Annotated in this window: 20 protein-coding genes; 6 read left to right on the top strand and 14 right to left on the bottom strand. The window is 64.9% G+C overall.

From position 1 onward, the window contains the following. The first annotated feature begins 83 nt into the window (after nucleotides 1-83). The gene (locus tag NP_RS05915) at nucleotides 84-635 is read left to right on the top strand and encodes a hypothetical protein (protein WP_011322915.1); all 552 of its coding nucleotides are present in this window, start codon (nucleotides 84-86) and stop codon (nucleotides 633-635) included. Here the strand turns inward: NP_RS05915 and cofG are convergent. From cofG to NP_RS05940, 5 genes are all read right to left on the bottom strand, one after another. Beyond that, nucleotides 632-1,717, bottom strand: a complete 1,086-nt coding sequence (gene cofG, locus NP_RS05920; RefSeq protein ID WP_011322916.1) for a 7,8-didemethyl-8-hydroxy-5-deazariboflavin synthase subunit CofG — start codon at nucleotides 1,715-1,717, stop codon at nucleotides 632-634. The two genes, NP_RS05915 and cofG, sit on opposite strands and share 4 nt — an antisense overlap. Nucleotides 1,718-1,766: 49 nt before the next feature. Then, nucleotides 1,767-2,372, bottom strand: coding sequence for a 2-phospho-L-lactate guanylyltransferase (gene cofC / locus NP_RS05925; protein WP_011322917.1), 606 nt, complete (start codon nucleotides 2,370-2,372; stop codon nucleotides 1,767-1,769). Beyond that, nucleotides 2,373-3,125, bottom strand: coding sequence for a hypothetical protein (locus NP_RS05930; protein ID WP_011322918.1), 753 nt, complete (start codon nucleotides 3,123-3,125; stop codon nucleotides 2,373-2,375). After that, nucleotides 3,112-4,290: a tubulin/FtsZ family protein gene (locus NP_RS05935; protein ID WP_011322919.1), complete on the bottom strand. Its 1,179-nt coding sequence runs from the start codon at nucleotides 4,288-4,290 to the stop codon at nucleotides 3,112-3,114. The genes NP_RS05930 and NP_RS05935 overlap by 14 nt, the downstream gene beginning before the upstream one ends. Before the next feature lie 104 nt (nucleotides 4,291-4,394). After that, a complete protein-coding gene (locus tag NP_RS05940; protein ID WP_011322920.1) occupies nucleotides 4,395-5,312 on the bottom strand; it encodes a complex I NDUFA9 subunit family protein in 918 nt (305 codons plus the stop codon). 122 nt (nucleotides 5,313-5,434) lie between these two features. Between NP_RS05940 and NP_RS05945 the strand changes: the two genes are divergently transcribed. Then, complete coding sequence (locus NP_RS05945; protein WP_011322921.1) at nucleotides 5,435-5,872, top strand: PaaI family thioesterase; 438 nt, start codon at nucleotides 5,435-5,437, stop codon at nucleotides 5,870-5,872. A 79-nt stretch (nucleotides 5,873-5,951) separates the two neighbouring features. Further along, on the top strand, nucleotides 5,952-7,880 hold the full coding sequence (gene thrS, locus NP_RS05950; protein WP_011322922.1) for a threonine--tRNA ligase: 1,929 nt from the start codon (nucleotides 5,952-5,954) through the stop codon (nucleotides 7,878-7,880). 1 nt (nucleotide 7,881) lies between these two features. On the opposite strand, the gene NP_RS05955 is transcribed toward thrS, so the two are convergent. The 5 genes from NP_RS05955 to NP_RS05975 all read right to left on the bottom strand — a co-directional run bounded on the left by NP_RS05955 (nucleotide 7,882) and on the right by NP_RS05975 (nucleotide 13,860). Next, nucleotides 7,882-8,688: a PspA/IM30 family protein gene (locus NP_RS05955; RefSeq protein ID WP_011322923.1), complete on the bottom strand. Its 807-nt coding sequence runs from the start codon at nucleotides 8,686-8,688 to the stop codon at nucleotides 7,882-7,884. A 64-nt stretch (nucleotides 8,689-8,752) separates the two neighbouring features. Next, a complete protein-coding gene (nadC, locus tag NP_RS05960; RefSeq protein WP_011322924.1) occupies nucleotides 8,753-9,571 on the bottom strand; it encodes a carboxylating nicotinate-nucleotide diphosphorylase in 819 nt (272 codons plus the stop codon). Beyond that, nucleotides 9,561-11,066 (bottom strand): L-aspartate oxidase, encoded by a 1,506-nt coding sequence (locus NP_RS05965; RefSeq protein ID WP_011322925.1) that lies wholly within the window; start codon nucleotides 11,064-11,066, stop codon nucleotides 9,561-9,563. The genes nadC and NP_RS05965 overlap by 11 nt, the downstream gene beginning before the upstream one ends. Continuing rightward, entirely contained in the window at nucleotides 11,063-12,199 is a 1,137-nt protein-coding gene (gene nadA, locus NP_RS05970) for a quinolinate synthase NadA (RefSeq protein ID WP_011322926.1), read from the bottom strand. Before nadA ends, NP_RS05965 begins: the two co-directional genes overlap by 4 nt. Before the next feature lie 155 nt (nucleotides 12,200-12,354). Further along, entirely contained in the window at nucleotides 12,355-13,860 is a 1,506-nt protein-coding gene (locus NP_RS05975) for an amidohydrolase (protein WP_011322927.1), read from the bottom strand. 92 nt (nucleotides 13,861-13,952) lie between these two features. On the opposite strand from NP_RS05975, the gene hmgA reads away from it, so the two are divergent. Further along, complete coding sequence (hmgA, locus tag NP_RS05980; protein ID WP_011322928.1) at nucleotides 13,953-15,161, top strand: hydroxymethylglutaryl-CoA reductase (NADPH); 1,209 nt, start codon at nucleotides 13,953-13,955, stop codon at nucleotides 15,159-15,161. Here hmgA and NP_RS05985 read toward each other — a convergent pair. The 4 genes from NP_RS05985 to icd all read right to left on the bottom strand — a co-directional run bounded on the left by NP_RS05985 (nucleotide 15,158) and on the right by icd (nucleotide 18,280). Then, a complete protein-coding gene (locus tag NP_RS05985; protein WP_011322929.1) occupies nucleotides 15,158-15,484 on the bottom strand; it encodes a hypothetical protein in 327 nt (108 codons plus the stop codon). The genes hmgA and NP_RS05985 overlap by 4 nt on opposite strands. A 51-nt stretch (nucleotides 15,485-15,535) precedes the next feature. After that, complete coding sequence (locus NP_RS05990; RefSeq protein WP_011322930.1) at nucleotides 15,536-15,943, bottom strand: hypothetical protein; 408 nt, start codon at nucleotides 15,941-15,943, stop codon at nucleotides 15,536-15,538. A 1-nt stretch (nucleotide 15,944) separates the two neighbouring features. After that, nucleotides 15,945-16,442, bottom strand: coding sequence for a DUF5817 domain-containing protein (locus tag NP_RS05995; RefSeq protein ID WP_011322931.1), 498 nt, complete (start codon nucleotides 16,440-16,442; stop codon nucleotides 15,945-15,947). Between the two features lie 581 nt (nucleotides 16,443-17,023). Next, nucleotides 17,024-18,280, bottom strand: coding sequence for an isocitrate dehydrogenase (NADP(+)) (icd, locus tag NP_RS06000; RefSeq protein ID WP_011322932.1), 1,257 nt, complete (start codon nucleotides 18,278-18,280; stop codon nucleotides 17,024-17,026). A gap of 153 nt (nucleotides 18,281-18,433) precedes the next feature. Here icd and NP_RS06005 point away from each other — a divergent pair, with 153 nt between their 5' ends. Next, nucleotides 18,434-19,318, top strand: coding sequence for an isoaspartyl peptidase/L-asparaginase (locus NP_RS06005; protein WP_011322933.1), 885 nt, complete (start codon nucleotides 18,434-18,436; stop codon nucleotides 19,316-19,318). Nucleotides 19,319-19,366: 48 nt separating this feature from the next. Further along, the gene (locus NP_RS06010; protein WP_011322934.1) at nucleotides 19,367-20,629 is read left to right on the top strand and encodes a DNA double-strand break repair nuclease NurA; all 1,263 of its coding nucleotides are present in this window, start codon (nucleotides 19,367-19,369) and stop codon (nucleotides 20,627-20,629) included. Nucleotides 20,630-20,644: the final 15 nt, after the last annotated feature.

The raw sequence follows: 20,644 nt of genomic DNA on the forward strand, positions 1-20,644 counted from the left end.
AACACCGCTGCCGGCTGCCGCTGTCGACCCTTTCGACGGCGACGTGAACACCCTTATGTACCTCACTCTCCCACGCCTAGCCGATGGAAACACAAGTTTCGCGACGCCGGCTGTTGCAGGCCGGCGGCGTCGGTGCGGCGGCTTCGTTTGCAGGATGTGGCTACATGGATACCGAGGACGGCGGTGCGCCGGCCGATATGTCCGGCCAAGGTCCACACACCGTCGCAATCGGTGTCGCTATCGACCAAATGGAGATGCAGGCCGCCGAGCAGGAGTTTGAGGGCATCCAACAGGAAGCCCAGGAAGATTTCGAGGCCGGCGAAATCGACCAACAAGAGGCGTCGGACATGATTGAAGAGGCACAGGGCGAACTGCAGGACACCCAGCGGCAGCTGCTTCAGGACGCCATCGACGGCGTCGAGGCCCACGCCGAGGGGACGGAGGCGCTCTCCGTTCTCGACTCCGAACTGGAGTTCGGTCTCGTGCTCGTCGAGGGCAGCGGCGACGCCATCGTCGGCACGCTCGCCTCAGAACACGTGCAGGCCATCGTCCCGGAAGACGAGTTCGAAGCCATACAGGGTCCGCAGGGCGAGCCGGAGCCGGAGCCAGAACCGGAACCGGAGCCGGAACCCTAGACGCTTTCCAACACGCGCCGGTATCGTCGTCCCGCTTCGCTGTCGGCCTCGATGGCCGACTGGATACGAGGCGAGAGCCACTCACTGGCTGCGTAGCGGTCCTGTACTGGGAGCCGCTCTTCGAGCGGCACTCCCGCTTCCTCTGCGATGTTTTCTAGCTCGCGCAGCGCCGGCCACGCGTAGTCGGGATTGACGTGGTCGTCGGTCACCGGCGAGACACCGCCGAGGTCGTCGACCCCACAATCGAGTAGCTCCCGGACGGGCGCGAGGTTCGGCGGCGACTGGACGCTTATTTCCGCAGGCAGCCCCGCACGGGCCATCGCTGTCGCCCGGCGAAGCGTCTCTAGCTCGGGCGACCCCTGCTGCCAGCGGTCGTTGTTCGACACCGGTTGGACGATAATCTCCTGAATGTGGCCATACCGTTCGTGAAGCTCCCGGATAGCGAGGATACTCTCGGCGCGGTCCCGGGCCGTCTCGCCGATGCCGACCAGTATCCCGGTCGTAAACGGGACGCCGAGTTCCCCGGCAGTCGCAATAGTCGCCAGCCGCTGTCCCGGCTCCTTCGCCCGCGGGCCGCCGTGAGCGCGTACCTCGGCAGTCGTCTCCAACATAACACCCACCGAGGCGTTCAAGTCGGCGACACGCCCCATCTGCTCGCGCGTTTGGTCGCCGGGATTCGAGTGCGGCAACAGCCCGCAGTCAAGCGCGATGTCGCAGGCCTCTCGAAGGTAGTCGTGTATCGAGTCATGGCCCCACTCGGCGAGCTGGCCGTGAATCCGCTCGTAGCGGTCGTCGGGGTCGTCGCCGAATGTGAAAAGCGCCTCCGTGCAGCCGGCGTCAGCGCCGCGTTCACAGATGTCCCGGATTTCCGCCGGCGACAGGAGCGACGCCTGTCCCGGGGGTTCGTAGTAGGTACAGTAGGTACAAGTGTACCGGCAGGCTGTCGTCAGCGGTACGAAGACGTTCCGGCAGAAGGAAAGCGACTCAGCCGCCGAGACGTCATCGGGTGTTACCGAGAGCAGCCGCTCGGTGTCGCCGTCGTCAACCTGTATGTCGACGCCGTAGTCGGCCGCTCCGAACACATCTTCCGGTGAGAGCCTCCGGCACTAAAACGCTCGCCTGCCGGCGGTGTTATCCGCGCCGCTCGACTGTCGTCCGGCCATCCGTCTCGGCCAGCCGGAACCCAGCGTTTTTGAGCCAGTCGGCGCTCCGGCCGTCGCCGTGCAACAGCACCTCCGCGAGGTCGGTCGGCTCGTCGATGTCGACGGCCAGCCGGAAGGAGTCGACACTTCGGGCATCGATACCGGCGCCTTCGGCCGCGCGGCGGTGGTCTCGTACCGAGGTGCCGTGGTAGTCGACTGTGAAACCATCCGCACGGACGACGAGGGCGTTCGTGCCGCCACCGAGTCCCGGTGCGATGACAACGTCGCCGGTGGTTGCGAAGAGTCGCCGCAGTGCCGCCGGCGTCACCAGCGCTACGTCGGCCATCACGACAGCCGCGGGCGGCGAGAGATGTGCGTCAATCGCTGGCGTCAGCGGCCGTTTGTCGACAACGACCGGCTGTTCGATAGCCAGTGGCTCTGTGGCGAGGACGGTCGGTTCGCCGCCGGCTGCTTCGACAGCATCACAGACATCAAGAAGCATCGCACGGGCAAACGCGGCCCGCTCGTCGGCATCGAGCGTCCCGGCGAGCCGTGTCTTGGGCTCGCGAGCCGCAAACGGGACGAGAACGTCCATCTACCTCAGTCGGCTCGTATCTTGCTTTCGCGACTGATAGACACGGTAGCCGCCGAAGCCGAGCAGTGCCAAGACGATGATGGCACCGCCGGCGAGGAGGCCGGTTCGGATAAGCTGGCTTCGCGTCGCGTCGCTTTCGGCGCTTTCGGCCAGCGAGATGGCGTTTTCGAAGTTCCCGTTTTCGTAGGACGACACGGCGCTTTCGAAGGTGTCTTGCCCACTTCCGGAGGCGTTGACGGCTTCACGGGCGCTGTCGAGCGCCTGTCGGGCTTCATTGCTCTCCTCGGTGTAGTGGTGTACACCGTGGTCGTTGATGTGGCGGTCCGTGCCACCCGACCGTTCTTGTGTGAAGTTCGCCGCGCTGAACTGGTGTGGCGGGTCGTAGCTGATGTTCTCGATTTCCGGGACCGTTCCTGTCACGCGGACCTCGATTCGGTCGACGTTGTCGTCAATGTCGACATCTTGGGCCGCACTCTGACCGTCCGTCTCACTCCGGTCGATTTCGGAGCCGGCCGGGTCGTACTGCCAGACCGTCCACGTCACGTCTGTCAGTTCAGTTTCGGCCGCAAGCGTCCACGTGTTGAACTCGTCGAAGAGGTCTTCGACTTCGAAGTTCGCTTCGAAGTCGGTACCGACCTCAGCGTCCTCAGGAAGGTCTTCGGAGCTGCTCGTTGCCGCGGCAGCACCGCCGACAAACAGCGTCCCGACGAGCAATCCCGCGACCAGCAGCGCGACGAACTTACTGCGTTTCATCGTCGCCGTATTCTATGAGGTCATCCAAGTCATCTTTGCTTTGCGAGCGAATCTCTTCGACTTTCTCTTCGGCCTCGACGGCCATCCGCTGCATCTCTTTGACGCGCGGGACATCCGTGACACCGGAGAGAACGACAATCGCGGCGACCTTGTCCTCGTTGGGCAGCGGGTAGTCGCCGGCGCGGACCTCCATGCAGTCGGTCTGGCTTTCGAGCCACTTGCGCGCCTTGTCGATACCCTTTCGGTTGAGCGCTTCCGGCGGCCCCGAAACAAGGAGTAGCACTCGCTCGGTGCTGTCGACCTCACACTGGAGCGTGAGCTTGCCGAGCGTCGCCTTCCTCACGAGTGAGGTAATGCGGTTCGTCGCATCGCCGCCGCTTGAGAACCCGTTCTTATCGTTTCCACCGCGGAGCCGGTCGAGCAGGCCGGAGCTTTGTTGTTTGGTCTGTACCGGTTCGCTCGCGTAGCCGACGCTGGAGATACCGTGCTCGCCGAGCGTGTTGATAATCTCGGAGGCGTCGACGACGCTTTCGGCGACGTTGTCCCCGAGTGCCTCGACCTCACCTGCGGAGAACAGCGCGCCGAAGCGCGTGATTATCTCCGCGTTTATTTCAGCATACCCTTCGCCGAGGCTTTCCCCGCCGGTTTTGAACGCGTCGTTGTCGAACGTGAGCAGGTTGTCGACTGCCTCAGCGAATCGCTGGAACGACCGCGCCGCGTTGCGGTTGTAGATACCCCCCTCGTCTCTCGCGGGCAGAATGCCGAGCCCGTAGACCGGCTCGACGTAGAGCCGCTGGAGATGTTCCGCCAGTACCGGCGCGCCGCCGCTGCCGGTGCCCCCGCCGAGTCCGGCCATAACGAGAAACGCGTCGATTTCGCTGGATACCATCCGGTCGATGGCGCTTTGGATCTCTTCCATGTCCTCCTTTGCACACCGTTCACCAAGCTCGGGCTCGGTCCCGGCGCCGTGGCCCTTGACGACAGACTGGCCGATGAGGACTCGGTTTTCGTTCGGAACGTAGTCGAGACCCATCAGGTCAGCCTTCGCCGAGTTGACGGCGACAGCGTGCCCGACGATACCGGTGCCCCGGGTCGAGTCATACTCGAGAAACCGGTCGAGGATTTTCCCGCCGGCCTGCCCGAAGCCGATCATTGCAAGTTTCATATCGGTCCTTATCTGACATGCAGCCTACGGAAATGATAAGCTTTCGGCCCACGTCAGACGGTGAGATGACATCACACGGCCGACCGCCGACAGACGATGGTGTGTTAGTCGTCGATGCTGAGGTAGTCGCTGACTGTCCGAAGCGTCCCACTGTCGACGCCGAAGGCAGCCACGTCGTTTTCGTCGGTCGTGTTGTCGAACTGGAGCGACCGGTATTGGTCGCCGCCCATCCGCGGGACGCCGGGGAGTGAATCAAGCACCGACTCGGGGACGGAACCGAGCGCTTTGAGCCCGGCCCCGGCGACCGCCATCGGTATCGGAAGCACGTTCACCGGCCGACCGTCGGCGGCGTGTGCCAGCTTTGCGATTGATGCCAGCGTCAGCGCCTCGGGACCGCCGAGCTCGTAGATTTCGCCGGCGTGTTCGTCTTCCGTCGCCGCATCGGCAATCATTGGGGCGAGGTCTCCGATCCATATCGGCTGGAACCGCGTCTTTCCACCGCCGGGGAGCGGCGTGAGGTATGCCGGTGCGAGCTGCTTCGTGTACGGGATGAACTCGCCGCCATCGCCGAAGACGACCGATGGTCGGAGGATGACCCATTCGAGCGACGACGAGCGCACGATGTCTTCGCCTTGGCCCTTGGCGCGGATGTAGGCCGTCTCGCCGTCCGGGTCGGCCCCGAGTGCGCTCAGCTGGACAAGCCGGTCGACGCCGTGTTTCTCGGCGGCCGCGACAACGTTCTCGGTGCCGTCGCGGTGAATCCGGTAGTGCATCTCGTCGCCGCCGCTCGGCCGGAACAGCGGCGATAGTGCGACGAGGTTGACGACGGCGTCGACGCCCTCGAAGGCCGGCTCGATGGAGTCGTAGGTCGTCACGTCACCGGCTGTCGCCTCGACGCCTTCGGGTACCCCGCCGTCGTCGGGCGACCGTGACATCGCCGTCACCTCGTGGCCGCGGTCGTGTAGCTCTGCACAGAGGTGAGTGCCGATAAATCCCGTTCCGCCGACGACGAGTAGCTCCATATGGATACTGTACTCCCGGAACCAACATAAAACGTCGTGGCAGTCGGCCCCAGCGTCCCTTCCATTCCGGTCGGTTCGGCCCCCTCCACAACGTATATTCCCCGGCCGCCGGCAGCCAGCGTATGGACCACTACCGGAAGCTCGAGCGGATGTACCACGAGACGCCCTGCAACAGCGACCTCGATTTGACGCTCTCGATTACCGGCCCCGGCGAGGCCGAGCTTCGACTGGCCGTCGACGAGAGCATGCACCACGCCGCCGACGGCGTCCACGGTTCCTACTACTTCAAGGCGCTCGACGACGCCACGTTCTTTGCCGCCAACTCGCTCATCGAGGATGTTTTCGTGCTCACGACCGACTTCCACATCCAGCTTACCCGTCCCGTCTCGACCGGCCAGCTCCGGGCGGAGGCCGAGGTGGTCAACGACCATCCCAGACAGCTCATTGCCGACGGCGTTCTTTACGACGGCGACGGCAATCAGCTCGCTCGCGGTACCGGGACGTTCGGAAAAAGCGACGTCGAACTCGACGCCGAAATGGGCTACGAGCTCTCCTCGTGACACCCTGCTCGTTGAGGCGTGCGGCGAGGGCCGCCGGAATCTCGAATCACTTATCCGCCCGCCACGGCTCTGTCCTCGCATGAGCGAAATCGTCGTCACGTTGCCGGACGGCTCCGAACTCGAAATGGAGTCGGGGTCGACCGTCGAGGACGTGGCCTACGAGATCGGACCGGGGCTCGGCGACGATACGGTCGCCGGTGTCGTCGATGGCGAACTCGTCGACAAGGCTGAACAGCTCACCGACGACTGCGAACTCGTCATCGTCACCGACCAGTCCGACGAGTACCTGCAGGTACTCCGACACTCCGCGGCCCACGTCTTCGCACAGGCACTCCAGCGGCTCCATCCCGAGGCAAAGCTCGCCATCGGGCCGCCAACCGAGGAGGGGTTTTACTACGATGTCACCGGCGTCGACCTCGACGCGGACGACCTCGAGGCCATCGAAGCGGAGATGGAAACCATCATCGAAGCCGACCACGACATCGAACGCGCCGAGCGTTCGCGCGAGGAGGCCTTCGAAATATACGAGGACAACCCCTACAAGCGCGATATCCTTGAAACCGAAGCCGCCGATGAGGACCCGGTGTCTTTCTACACCCAAGACGATTGGCAGGACCTCTGTCAGGGGCCACACGTCGATTCGACGGGCGAAATCGGCGCGGTCGAACTGCTCAACATCGCCGCCGCCTACTGGCGCGGCGACGAGGACAACGAGACGCTGACCCGGGTTTACGGTACCGCCTTCGAGTCAGAGTCGGACCTCGAAGGGTTCCTCCAGCGACGCGAGGAAGCCAAAAAGCGCGACCACCGAAAGCTCGGCCAAGAGCTCGATTTGTTCTCGATTCCCGACGTGACCGGTCCCGGGCTGCCGCTGTACCACCCCAACGGGAAGGCCGTCCTCCGGGAGTTGGAGGACTTCGTCGACCAACTAAACGACGACCAAGGCTACGAGTTCGTCGAGACGCCGCATCTTTTCCGGACCGAGCTGTGGAAGCAGTCGGGCCACTACGAGAACTACGTCGACGATATGTTCCTCCTCGATGTCAACGACGAGGAGTACGGCCTCAAGCCGATGAACTGCCCCGGCCACGCTACCATCTTTAACCAGGGCAACTGGTCGTACCGTGACCTGCCTGTCCGGTACGCTGAAAACGGGAAGGTCTACCGCAAGGAACAGCGCGGCGAGCTCTCCGGGCTCTCCCGCGTGTGGGCGTTTACTATCGACGACGGCCACCTCTTTGTCGAACGGGACGCCATCGAGCAGGAGGTAAACGTCATCATGGACCAAATCGAGGAGGTCCTCGACACGTTCGACCTCGATTACGAGGTGGCGCTTGCCACCCGGCCGGAGAAGTCGGTCGGCTCCGACGAAATCTGGGAGCAGGCCCAAACGCAGCTTCGCTCGGTGCTCGAATCAAGCGGCATGGATTACGACATCGAGTCCGGTGACGGTGCCTTCTACGGGCCGAAAATCGACTTCGCCTTCGAGGATGCGCTCGGGCGCAACTGGGACGGCCCGACCGTCCAACTGGACTTCAACATGCCCGAGCGGTTCGATTTGACCTACACCGGCGAGGACAACGAGGAACACCGCCCGGTGATGATTCACCGCGCGCTGTACGGCAGCTACGAGCGGTTCTTCATGGTGCTCATCGAGCACTTCGACGGCAACTTCCCGACGTGGCTCGCCCCCGAGCAAGTGCGTATCCTGCCGGTCTCCGACGACAACATCGGCTACGCAAAACAGCTCAAGAACCGCTATCTCGACGATTTCCGCGTCGAAATCGAGGACCGCTCGTGGACGGTCGGCAAGAAGATTCAGACCGCCCACGACGACCGCGTCCCGTATATGCTCGTTGTCGGCGACAACGAGGAAGAAGCCGGAACCGTCTCCGTCCGCGACCGCTTCGAAGACGAGCGCAAGGATGTCGATGTCGAGACGTTCCGCGACCACCTCGCCAGCGAGGTTGAGGAAAAGCGCGTCGAGCCGGATTTTGTCGACGAGTAGCCTACTCGTCGTCCTTTTTGAGGTCGTCTAGCTCCGCTTCGATTTCGGGGTCGGCCGCTGCTTCGTTCGTTTCTTCGAGTTCGACCTCGGGGTCTGCTTCTCCGTCGCTTTCGACGCCGGCGTCGGCTTTGAGCGTCTCCAGTTCGGCTTCGACTTCGCCTTCCTGACGGACCTCTTCGAGTTCGGCCTCAAGGTCGCTCTCGTTTGAGAGGGCGCTGTCGAAGGCCCCGGACTCTTCGAGTTCGTCCATCGCCGCCGCGCGGGCCTCCATGTCCTCAGTGTCGTCGCGGGCGCGTTCGATGGAGCGGTTGATGTTCTCCATCTCCTCGCCGGCCCCGGTCATCGCCTCGCTGACGCGGGCGCTGGCTTCGGCGGCCTCGTAGCGGGCCTTCATCGTCTCCTTCTCGGTACGGAACTCCTGGATGCGGTTTTGAAGCTCGTTTTTCTTTTCGACGAGGTTGTCCTGCGTGTTCTGGAGGTCGGCGATTTGGGTTTCTAGGTCCTCTATCTGCTGCATTTTCTGCTTCTTTTTTTCCAGTGCCCGCCGCGCGAGGTCGTCGCGGCCTTGTTCGACGGCCTGTCGTGCCTGCTCGTTGTGTTTCTCGACGTTTTCTTCGAGGCGGTTCTTCTGGATTTCGAGGCGTTTCTTCTGTGTCGTCAGGTCGGCAATGCCCTGTTTCACGTCCTGAAGCTCGTCGCGAAGCTGCTCGTAGGAGTAATCGAGCGTCTCGTGGGGGTCCTCCGCGCGATTCAGGACGGCGTTGATCTTCGACCGGATGACGTAGGATGCCCGGGAGAGGATACCCATATACCCGTCCTTTGTGGCCGGAACCCTTAAAACGCTACTCCGTGGTCGCGTCGGCCGGCCGCAGCTACCGGTCGCCGCCCGTCCGGAAGGAGAAATCCAGCGCGCCGGCACTATGGGTCAGCGACCCCAGAGAGATGATGTCAACGCCGGTTCCGGCGTAATCGACGACATCGTTGAGCGTGATACCGCCGCTTGCCTCGGTCAGCGTTCCGTCGGGCACGGCCGCGGCTGCGTCGGCCGTCTCGGACGGCGACATATTGTCGAGCAGGACGATGTCCGCTCCCGCTTCGGCAGCGGCGACAGCCATCTCGGCCGTCTCGGCCTCGGCCTCTATCTGCGTCGCAAAAGACGCCTGCTCGCGGAAGCGTTCGATGGCTGTTTCGACGCCCATCTCGGCGATGTGGTTGTCCTTCACCATCACCATGTGCGACAGGTCGAGCCGGTGGGTGTCGCCGCCGCCCGCCGCGATGGCCCGCTTTTCGACACCGCGCAGTCCCGGCGTCGTCTTCCGCGTGCCGGCGATAGCGACGTCCGGGGCAACCGCCCGAGCCCGTTCGACGGCTGTCCGGGTCTTGGTGGCGACGCCGCTGGCGTGGCCGGCGATGTTGACGGCGACTCGCTCGCCGCGGAGCACGTCGCTTGCAGCCCCCGAAACCCGGAGTACTGTCTCGCCGGCCTCGACAGCGTCGCCTGCCGACCGACGGCTCTCGATGTCGACGCCGAGGTACTCGAAGACGGCAGCGGCCGCTTCCAGCCCCGCGAGAACGCCCGGCTCTGTCGCGACGAGCCGCCCCGTCGTCTGGCCGGGGACCTCGTTTGTCACGTCGTGGTGGCCGAGGTCCTCTCTGAGCCACCGCTCGACTTGTGACTGCTCAATCCGCATCCGCGGCAGCCTCCTCGACGAGGTGATGACACCCGCGCGAGGTCTCGTTTTCCCGGGCCGCGCGGGTAATCAGCAGCGCGGCGATACACGCGTTCCGGAGTTCGTACAGCGACCGACTCGTCCGGGTTCGGATGTAGGCGTCGATTTCGCCCTTGAGCCGGCGGAGGACACCCGCCGCCCGGTCGAGGTCCGAAGGCGTCCGCTCGATGCCCACGTAGTCGTCCATGACGCGCCGCAGCCGGATGAACTTCTCTTCGGCGAAGCTGTCGGGAAGAGACGGGTCGCTGTCCCGAAGCTCCGGCACTTCGACGGCCACCGGTTCGTTGCCGGCTGCCGCCTCGCCCGCTCTGAGCCCCCAGACGAGCCCTTCAAGCAGACTCGTCGAGGCCAGCCGGTTCGCGCCGTGAACGCCGGTTCGGGCACACTCGCCGACCGCATACAGCTGGTCTAGTGAGGTCCGGCCCTCGGTGTCGACAGCAACGCCGCCACAGAGGAAGTGTTCCGCCGGTGCGACCGGGATGCCGGCCTCGATATCGACGCCGCGGTCCCGGCATGCGGACGCCAGACCGGGGAACTCGGCTTCGAAGTCGACCGGACCGACATCGAGAGACACCCCACCGGTCCGTTCCCGTTCCGCCCTGACCGCGCGGGCGACGACATCCCGCGGCGCGAGTTCGGCGTCCTCGTGATAGTCCGGCATGAACCGTTCGCCGTCGGCGTTCCGCAGCAGCGCGCCCTCTCCACGGACGGCCTCGCTGAGCAGGAACGTTCCGCGGTCGTCGCCGTCCTCGCCGGCAAAGGCGGTCGGGTGGAACTGGACGTACTCCATGTCGGCGGTGTCAGCGCCGGCCAGCGCCGCCATCGCAACGCCGTCGCCGGCCGCCGTCGGTGGGTTCGTCGTCCGGCCGTAGCAGGCCCCGACGCCGCCGGTCGCCAGCACCGTCGCGCCGGCGAGACAGGGTGCCCACTCGCCGTTTTGCTCCAGCATCGCGCCGTGGACTCGGCCTTCCGCGGTGACGAGTTCGAGCGCCGCGGTGTCGGCCAGTATCTCGACGTCGTCGTGGGATTCGAGATGCGACATGAACGGCCCGAGCAGGTGCTTGCCGGTTGCGGCGTCGACGTGGAGAATACGCGGCTCGCTGTGGGCTGCTTCGCGGGCGTACTCGTGTCCGTCGTCGCCGTCGAAGTCGACGCCGAGCGTCTCGACGAGTACGTCCTCGACAGCCTCGTCGGCCGACTCGACGAGCACATCGACAGCAGTCTCGTCAGCGAGTCCGTCACTGGCGGCGATGATGTCGCGTTTGAACTGCTCGGCGTCGCCGCGGGAGACGGCGATGCCGCCCTGTGCCCAGTAGGATGTCGACTCCTCGGGGCGGGTGGCCTTCGTTGCCAGTGTCACCGACGCGCCGGCGCGGGCACCGGCAAGCGCCGCCGCACAGCCGGCGATACCGCTGCCGACGACGAGTAGCTCGGTCTCGCGTGGCTCCCCTGTCATATCTCCAGCATCCGTTCCAGCGCCAGTTCGGCCAGCTCCTTTTCGCGGGGCTCGACCTCGATGACGTTCCGCTCTCGGCCTTCGATGAGTTCTTCGAGCACCCACGTCAGGTAGTTGGGGTCTATCTGCCGCATCGCGTTGCAGTCCATGCACGCATCGCCACACAGCGGCAGGACGTTCACCTCGGGGTGCCACCGCTGGAGGTGATTTGTCAGGTGGATTTCGGTGCCGATGGCCCACGTCTCGCCGGGGTCAGCGTTCTCGATAGTCTCACAGATAGTCGATGTCGAGCCGGCGATATCCGCGGCCTCGACGACTTCGCGGCGGCACTCGGGGTGGACGACGACCTGCACGTCGTCGTGTTCTTCTCGGATTGTCTCGATGTGGTCTTCGGTGAAGCGCTCGTGGACCTGACAGTAGCCGTCCCACAGCACGATGTCGGCGTCGGCGACCGCCTCGGTGTCTTTCGATTCGGGGTCCCACGGGTCCCACTCGGCGGTCGAATCAGCCATCCCGAGCCGGTGGGCAGTGTTCTCCCCGAGATGCTTGTCCGGCAAGAAGAGCACCTTGTCACCGCGCTCGAAGGCGTACTCGAAGGCCTTGTGGGCGTTCGAGGAAGTACAGACGAGTCCGCCCTGTTCGGCACAGAAGGCCTTCAGGTCGGCGTAGCTGTTCATGTAGGTTATCGGGATGATGTCGGTGTCGTCGTCGACAGCCGCGGTAAGCTCGGCCCACGCAGCGTCGACCTGCAGGGCTTCTGCCATGCCAGCCATCGGGCAGGACGCCTCCATCGACGGCAGGATAACCGTCTGGTCGTCGTCGGTGATGATGTCCGCCGACTCGGCCATGAACGTCACGCCGCCGAAGACGACGTACTCGGCGTCGGCCTCGGCGGCCCGCTTCGAGAGCTGGTAGGAGTCGCCGATGAAGTCGGCGTGGTCGACGATTTCGCGCCGCTGGTAGTTGTGGCCCAACACGACGAGGTCATCGCCGAGTTCGGCTTTCGCTGCTTCGATGCGCTCGGTTCGCTCTTCTTCGCTCAACTCCCGGTACGTTTCGGGAAGTTGTTCGAGGTTATCGTACTTGAAGAGGCTCAGGTCGGTCTCGAGTTCGACCGTTTCCATTTCCGGCATTGTCTTGGTACCTTGGGTTATCCTGACTAACGGTGCCGTACTTTGATAAAATTTTGTCTTCAACACCGGCCGATACAGGAATATCTTGCCGTGGTGCGGCGAATTGCGGGTCGGAGTAGTGGCACGGTGGCGACCCCGCAGAAAACTGGCGGGGCTTACGGCCGATACACAACGTCGCCGTCAACGACCGTCATCGTCACATCGATGTCAGCGATAGCGTCGTCATCGACGGCCCATGGTGACTCCTCCAGCAACACGAGGTCGGCTCGCTTGCCCACCTCGATAGTTCCGAGCCGGTCTTCGTCGTGGCCGGCGTAGGCCGCCCCGGTCGTGTAGGCGCGCAGTGCTTCGGTCACCGTGAGCCGTTGGCTGTCCTCCGGCGCGGTGACGGCCTGCTCGACGCCGTACAACGGGTCAAGCGGCATGCAGTCGCTCCCGAACGCGACCGGCACACCGGCTGCCAGCAGGTCCGCAAAGCGGTCGACGGTCGCGGCTCGTTCGGCCCCAAGCCGCGCCGCATAGAGGCCGCCAGCCCGTGCCCACCGCAGGAAGTTCGGCTGCATCGATGCCACGGCGTCGAAGTCGGCGGCCGCCCCCGGAAGCAACTCGGCGTGTTCGATGCGGTGTCGGCGGTCGGAGTCGTCCGGAAGCGCCGAGAGCACCGCCCCGACGGCTTCGTCGCCGATGGCGTGAACCGCAAACTGTAATCCGAGGTCGTCGACACGGGCTGCGAGTTCTCTGAGTCGCTCAGGGTCGGTGAGCCACTCGCCGCGGCCGTCGGCGTCGGCATACGGTTCCGACAGCCGTGCCGTCCGTGCGCCCAGCGAGCCGTCCGCATATGCCTTGATGCCGCCGACCTCCACGAGGTCGCTGCCACAATCGGCGACGAGCCCCGTCTCCTCGACGGCGTCGAGATGGTCTGCCCAGTAGTAGAGCCGCACGCGCAGTCCGAGTTCGCCGTCGCGTGCCATCGTCCGGTAGACGGCGGGGGCTTCGGAGGCACGGACCATCTCGTGGACGCCCGTAACCCCCCGCTCGTGGGCGTCGTCGCGTGCTGCCGTCACCAACTGCCGCGTTTCAGCACGGTCCGGAGCAGTCTCGCGGCGGAGCCGTTCTGCAGCCGCCTCGCGGACGACGCCGGTCGGCTCGCCGTCGGTGCGCTCGACGCCCGCTTCCGGTAGTTCGTCGCCGTAGCGCTCGAAGACGACGCTGTTTGCTGATGCGGTGTGTAGGTCCTCCCGGAAGGCGACGACCGGCCTGTCTGTCGATACCGAATCTAGCTCCGCCCGCTGTAGGAGGCGGCCGTCATCCCAGTCGGATTCGTCGTAACCGTATCCGAGTACCCACGCGTCGTCACCGTCGGCGGCCTCGTGAAGCCGGTCGAGTGCTGCCGTCCGTGTCCCCGTATCGAGGTCGGCCCGAACGAGCCGTCGGCCGAGGATTTCGAGGTGCGTGTGGGCGTCGATAAAGCCGGGGAGCAGTACGTTCCCGTCGCAGTCGACGACATCGGTGTCGACGCCACGCAGGAACTCGACCTCGTAGTCGCTGCCGACCCGAACGATGCGGCCATCACGGACGGCAACGGCTTCGTGGATTTCGTCTGACTCGCCGAGGGAGTGGACCTCGGCGTTCTCGAAAATGCGGTCCGCCGCGCGTGTCATACCGGACCCGGCGGCCGCCAGCGTCTTGAAGCCGCCGCTGTCGCCCGACCGCCTGACGGAAACCCTTAGTCGCCGGCTCCCGAGCGACCGGTTTGGACACTGACGCACTCGTCGACGCCGTCAGGGACGGCGAGCTCCGCCTGCACGAACTCGAAGCACACGCTGACGCCGACACCGCCGCCGCGGCCCGTCGGCGAATCGTCGCCGACGCTGCCGACACGAGCCTTGAGACGGTCGGCGAGTACGCGTTTCCCGCCGACGATGCCGAGCCGAACATCGAGAATATGGTCGGCGCGGCGCAGGTACCGATGGGTGTTGTCGGCCCGCTCGCCGTCGACGGCGACGCCATCGACGGCGAGCCGTACCTCCCGTTGGCGACGACCGAGGGGGCGCTTGTCGCGTCCGTCAACCGTGGTTGTGCCTCGATGACTGCCGCGGGCGGTGCGACAGCGCGCGTCCTGAAGAACGCGATGACGCGCGCGCCGGTGTTCCGGGTCGCCGGGGTCGCCGAGGCGAGCGAAACTGCCGCGTGGGTCCGGGACAACGTCGAGAGTCTCGCTTCGGCCGCAGAGGCGACGACAAGCCACGGCGAACTCCGCGACGTGACGCCGTACGTCGTCGGAGACAACGTTTTCCTGCGGTTCGCCTACGACACCAAGGACGCGATGGGGATGAACATGGCGACGATTGCGACCGAAGCCGCCTGTGAGGTCGTCGAGGCGGAAACGCCGGCCGAACTCGTCGCGCTCTCGGGGAACCTCTGTTCCGACAAGAAGCCGGCCGCGGTAAACAGCGTCGAGGGGCGCGGCCGGACCGTCGCCGCCGATGTCGTCCTCCCCGGGTCGGTCGTCGAGGAGTACTTCGGGACGACGCCGGCGGCCATCGCCGAGGCAAACACCCGGAAGAACCTCGTCGGCTCGGCGAAGGCCGGGTCGCTGGGATTCAACGCCCACGCGGCAAACACCGTCGCCGCCGCCTTCCTCGCGACCGGCCAGGACATCGCACAGGTTGTCGAGGGCGCCAACGCCATCACGACGGCCGACGTTCGTGACGGTGACCTCTATGCCAGCCTCACGCTCGCTTCGTTGGAGGTCGGAACCGTCGGTGGCGGAACGAAACTGCCGACGCAGGCGGAGGCGCTCGACGTCGTCGGCGTCCGCGGCGGCGGCGACCCCGCCGGCTCGAACGCCGATGCCCTCGCGGAAGCCATCGCGACGGCGGCCCTCGGCGGCGAACTCTCGTTGCTCGGCGCGCTCGCGTCGAACCACCTCGCCAGCGCCCACGAGGAACTCGGCCGCTAGTCGTCGTCCGCGTCGATGATGCGCTGGCTGGCCAAGAGCACCAGCCCGGCCGCCAGTAGCAGCCCGAAGGAGACCAGATACAGTATGTTCGCGGTTAAATCGACAAGCGCCGCGACTCCGAGTGCCGCGGCGAACATCACCCAGCCCCCGCCGGCGCGTCGTTCGCCGCCGTAGATGTGGACGCCGGCGGCAACGAGCAGGACGATTGCCCCGCCGCCGACGAAGGCTCCCTCGGGAAGCCCAACGAGAAGGTCGGCGACAAGCAACGGTCCCAGTCCGAGCAACACGACGAGACGACTGTAGGCGGCGGGTTCACGCTCCATACGTCGACACCCGACCCGGAGGTTGAAAGCCCACTCGAATCGCGGCGGCGGTCAGCGACGAATCGAAATGACAAGCAGCGCGACCGACCCCACGACGAGAACAGCAACCCCCGCTGCGAGCAGCACCGCCTCCGATAGTAGTGTCCCGAAGACCAGAAACGTCCACCCGAGCGCGCCGAGGCCGTGTACGGCTCCGACGACCCGGCGACCCTGCCGGAGGTACATGACGCTCCCGGCGAACAGTCCGACGGCAAACACCGCCGCCGACAGCGCGACGAGGTCGACCTCGACGCCGAGCACCGGCAGCCCGTCGGTGACCGTCCCGGCCAAAAACAGCAGGATACCGACGCCGAGACAGACGACAATGACCAGCGGGGCGACACTCGCCGTCTCGTCGGTCGGGTCGCTGTCGCCCTCGAAGTCCTCCGGATGGAATCGGTATTCGTCTTCGTCGCTCATGTCAGAGTCGCCGGAGCGTTCCGTCAGTTTCAGTCACTTCGCCCGCTCGCCGAAGCTTCGTCAGCAGCCGTTCGGCCTTCGCCTCCGGCACGCCGGCCGCTGTCGCGTACTCGACGACCTCGGCCTCGGTCGGCGCGTCGAGTTCGGAGAGGCCATCGAGGAGAATCCGCTTTCGGCTCCGCGAGCCCGATGTGTCCGTTTCTCCCGCATCGGCGACAGCATCGGGGTCGACACCCGACGCCGACAGAAACGTCGCGTCGTCTATCCCGACACCCTCGATGTCGATTGTTTGGGGGTCGACGAACGCCCCGTCGTCGGCCCGGTCTGCGAGCATCGAACTCCGGACACGAGCGGCGGCATCGGCGGTGTCGGTCTGGGCGAACGACCGGAGCTTCCCGAAGCGGTGACGCTTCCCACAGCGCCGGCACTCGGTCGTCTCCGGGCGGTCTTCGACCACCCAGATGGCACGGCATGCAGGACAGCCGACGACGGTGTACATACCCGATACTCTCGGTGTCCCGGCTGAATTACTTTACGAGTCAAAAAGAACGACTGACCTGGGTCATTGACCTCCTCTCCGCCCTAAAGGGCGAAGATTCCTCCGTGGGTAATCCAACCAGATTGATTACCCCGGCTGTGAACTTGCGGGTTTGCTGACGCACCTTCGGCCCTCGACTGAGGGTGTGGCGTATTGGCTATCCGCTCGGTGTTGCCCTCCCCGAAGGGAAGTGACACTCACGGGCGTCCAGCACCGTGAGCAGCGGGCCGGGCCATCGGCCTGACTCTCCGTTCCAGCCACCGTGGGGGAGTCGTCTCGTGACATGCCAACCGCTGCTGGTTGGGCTGGGAAGGTGTGTAAATGTGGAAGTTGAGACGCACTCGTAGCCATCTTGAGCATGAGCACGTTCCCCGCAGCAGCATGTCGCATGTCTACCATTTTATAATTGCTCGCATAAAATAAACGTTGGGATTACAGGCAGTCTGTGTCGCGTGATTTGTAGCATATCATGTCGGCTTCATCCCCGCGCTGAAGCGCGAGGCTTTCGCCTTGTAATTCAGTAACGGACGGCGACGGTCCGTTTAGGCGAGGTCGTAGAGGTTGTCGACGACGGCCTCGGCGTACTCGCTGGTGGCGAGCTTCTCGGCGTCTTCGACCTGTCGCTCGATGTCGTAGGTGACCTTGCGGTCGACGATGGTCTGTTCGACGGCGTCGCGAACGAGGTCGGCCGCGTCGTCCCAGCCCATGAACTCGAGCATGATGCGACCCGAGAGAATCATCGCGGTGGGGTTGACCTTGTCTTGGCCGGCGTACTTGGGCGCGGAGCCGTGGACCGGCTCGGCAAGCACGCGTCCGTCGCCGATGTTCGCGCCCGGCGCGATGCCGAGGCCGCCGATTTGGGCGCCACAGGCGTCCGAGAGGTAGTCGCCGTTGAGGTTCGGCATCGCCAGCACGTCGTATTGGTCGGTGCGAGTTAGAATCTGCTGGAGCATGTTGTCGGCGATGCGGTCGTTGACGACGACGGCGTCTTCCGGCGGCTCGCCGTCCCGTTCTTCCCAGAGGGTGTCCTCGGTGATGACCTCCTCGCCGTACTCCTCGCGGGCGACCTCGTAGCCCCAGTCACGGAAGGCACCCTCGGTGAACTTCATGATGTTGCCCTTGTGGACGAGGGTCACAGAGTCGCGGTCCTTTTCGAGGGCGTAGTCGATGGCCTGCCGGACGAGGCGCTTGGTGCCGAACTCGGTGATTGGCTTGACGCCAATACCGACCTCACCATCGTGGATGACATCGTCGTATCCCATCTGCTCTTCGACGAATTCCTTTACCTCTTGGACCTCGTCGGTGCCGGCTTCCCACTCGATGCCGGCGTAGACGTCCTCGGTGTTTTCCCGGAACGTGACCATGTCCATCTGCTCGGGCTGTTTGACCGGCGACGGGACGCCGTCGAGGTGGTAGGTCGGACGGATGTTCGTATAGAGGTCGAGCTTCTTCCGCAGGGCGACGTTGAGACTACGGAAGCCCGCCCCCACGGGCGTCGTTAGCGGCCCCTTGATGGACACTTTGAACTCCTTGAGTGCCTCGATTGTGTCTTCCGGTAGGTTCTCGTCGTACTTTTCGCGGGCCGACTCCCCAGCGTAGACCCGCATCCAGTTGATTTCACGCCCCGTCGCGTCAGCGGCCGCTTGCAGGACCTTCTGTGCTGCCGGTCCGACGTCCGTCCCGATACCGTCTCCGTGAATAATTGGAATAACCGGGTCGTCCGGAACGATGAGTTCGTCGTCCTCGTCTACCGCTACTTTCTCTCCCTCGGCTGGCACCTCGACTTTGTCGTATCCCATATCGGGGGCCTTCGGCCGGCCCCATCAAAGGCGTACCGCTCTCGCGGCGAATTTTGCATGAACAACCGGGAAGAACCGCGGGGGAGTTCCACACGTACAGGAATCCGACGAAAAGCCACAAACCGTAAGCAGGCAGGGGTCATACCGGGGGATATGCGAACGATTGTCCATGGCGGTGCGGGAACAGCTCCGGCGGAGCCGAACGAACGGCTCGCGGTGCTGGAGGGAGCCGCCGATGCCGGAGCCGACGCACAGACGCCGACCGAGGCGGTCTGTGCGGCCATCCGCCGGCTGGAGTCGGCCCCCCGATTCAACGCCGGTGTCGGCAGCGCCGTTCAATCCGATGGATACATCCGGACTGACGCGGGGCTGATGACGGACGACAGGTCTGTTGGTGCTGCTGCGGGGATGCCCGGTGTCGAACACGCTATCGATGTCGCCCGGACAGTCAAAGACGAGACGCCGCACGTTCTCGTGGCTGGCGTCCACGCCGTCGACCTCGCGGAGACCGTCGGCGTCGAGACCACCGTCGACCTCTGGACCGACCGGACGCGACAGCGGTGGGACGACCTCGATACGAAGCCACCGGACGAGTTGGGCGACCAACTCGCGTGGGTCACCGACCGGTTCGGCGGCGACCCCGCCGGCCGCGACGGAACGGACCACGACACCGTCGGAGCGGTCGCAACCGACGGCGACCGCATCGCTGCCGGCACCTCGACGGGCGGCCGCTGGCTGGCGCTTGCCGGCCGCGTCGGCGATGTCCCGCAGGTCGGCTCCGGCTTCTACTGTACGCCAGCCGGTGGAGTCTCTGCCACCGGTGCCGGCGAGGATATCGCGCGACAAACGCTTGCCCGCTCGGCAGCCGACCGCCTCGATGCTGGCGACGATGCACAGCGGGCGGTCGAGGCAGCCATCGACGACTTCGACGAGGCTGTCGAGGGAACTGCTGGTCTCATCGCGCTGACGCCCGACGGCGACGCCGGAGCGGCATACAGCAGCGAGGCGATGCAGACCGCGGTTTCCGGAACGCTCTGAGCCGGCCGATGCCTGTCATTTATACCCGATAGCGCCCCAGACCCGGTAATGACGCTTGACCCGGTCCACTTCGACGGTATCGCAGGGTTGGCTGACCGCATCAGCCACCGCGTCGATGCCACGGACCACGATGCCTTCGCCGAAACAGTCTTCGAGGAGTTTTTAGACCCGCTCTGGCACGACGGCGACCGCATCGTCGAACCGCTTGGCGAGTTACGCCGTCGCCGCATCGACATCGAGGACGCCGCGCTTCAAGACGCGCCGTTCCCCACCCAGCACGGCCTCGATTCAGGCACCATCAACCCGACGACGTTCACGAACGGACTCGTTATCGACATCGCCCACGCCGCGATGGCAGCAGTCCCTTCGGAGCTTTCGCTCCATCGCTCGCGGACCGTTGTCAAGACCGTCCACTCTAACGACCGGACGGTCGACTGCAACGAAGACGACTGGAGCGGCTTCGACCGCGATGGCCCCGACGGCGACTACTTTTCTCGCGGGCGTGTCCTGCAAGCGCCACACGTAAACCGGTACGAGGAAGGCGTCGTACACGCGCTCTCGTTGTATCTCGCCGAGGTCGAACACGCCCTCGACAACGCTGAGGCGGTCGAGGACCTGCTCGTCCTCGATGGCCCAATCTATCCGAAGGGGTTGCTCGCGTGGTCCGACCGCTCCCCCGAACTCGCGGACCTACTGGTGGAAAACGAACGCCCCCGCGATGTCGTCAGCAGCTACCTCCGGCTCGTCGAGCAGTTCGCCGACCGCGGCGTGCCGCTTGTCGGCGTTGTCAAGAACAGCGCCTCGAAGGCGATTACCCGTGCTGTCCGAAACGAAAAACGCGCCCCGTGGGTCAACGATGCCGCGTTCTTCGAGCGAGTGCTCCGTCGGACCGGCGACGACGGCGAGCTACGAACCGACGCACTGACCTTCACAAACTGGTTTGTCTCCCGCTGTGGCGTCGACGAGCCGCTGTCGAAACACGGCGATGCGCTTGGGCTCGAGCGGAACCGTCCACCGGAGGACTACGAAGTGACGTTTTGCTGTGTTTTCGACCCGCGGACCGAGCTGCTGTTCCGGGTTGAGGCACCAGCCGTTGTCACCCGTGACCCGGAGCTGCGGGAAGCGCTGACAATGCAGCTACTCCGGGATATTGCCCACGAGCGAGGGCCGCCGCTGGCTGTCGCCAAGGCCGACGAGTTGGCTCGCATCAGCCGCGACGAAAAGCGGGCGCTCGTCAAGACTATCGAAGAGCGGTTCGACGCCCAGGAGGCGACAGACTACAACGACGAGCGCTGGACCGGCCCGGTCTGACGACGCAAAAACGGC

The sequence above is a fragment of the Natronomonas pharaonis DSM 2160 genome (assembly GCF_000026045.1).
Classification (GTDB): domain Archaea; phylum Halobacteriota; class Halobacteria; order Halobacteriales; family Haloarculaceae; genus Natronomonas; species Natronomonas pharaonis.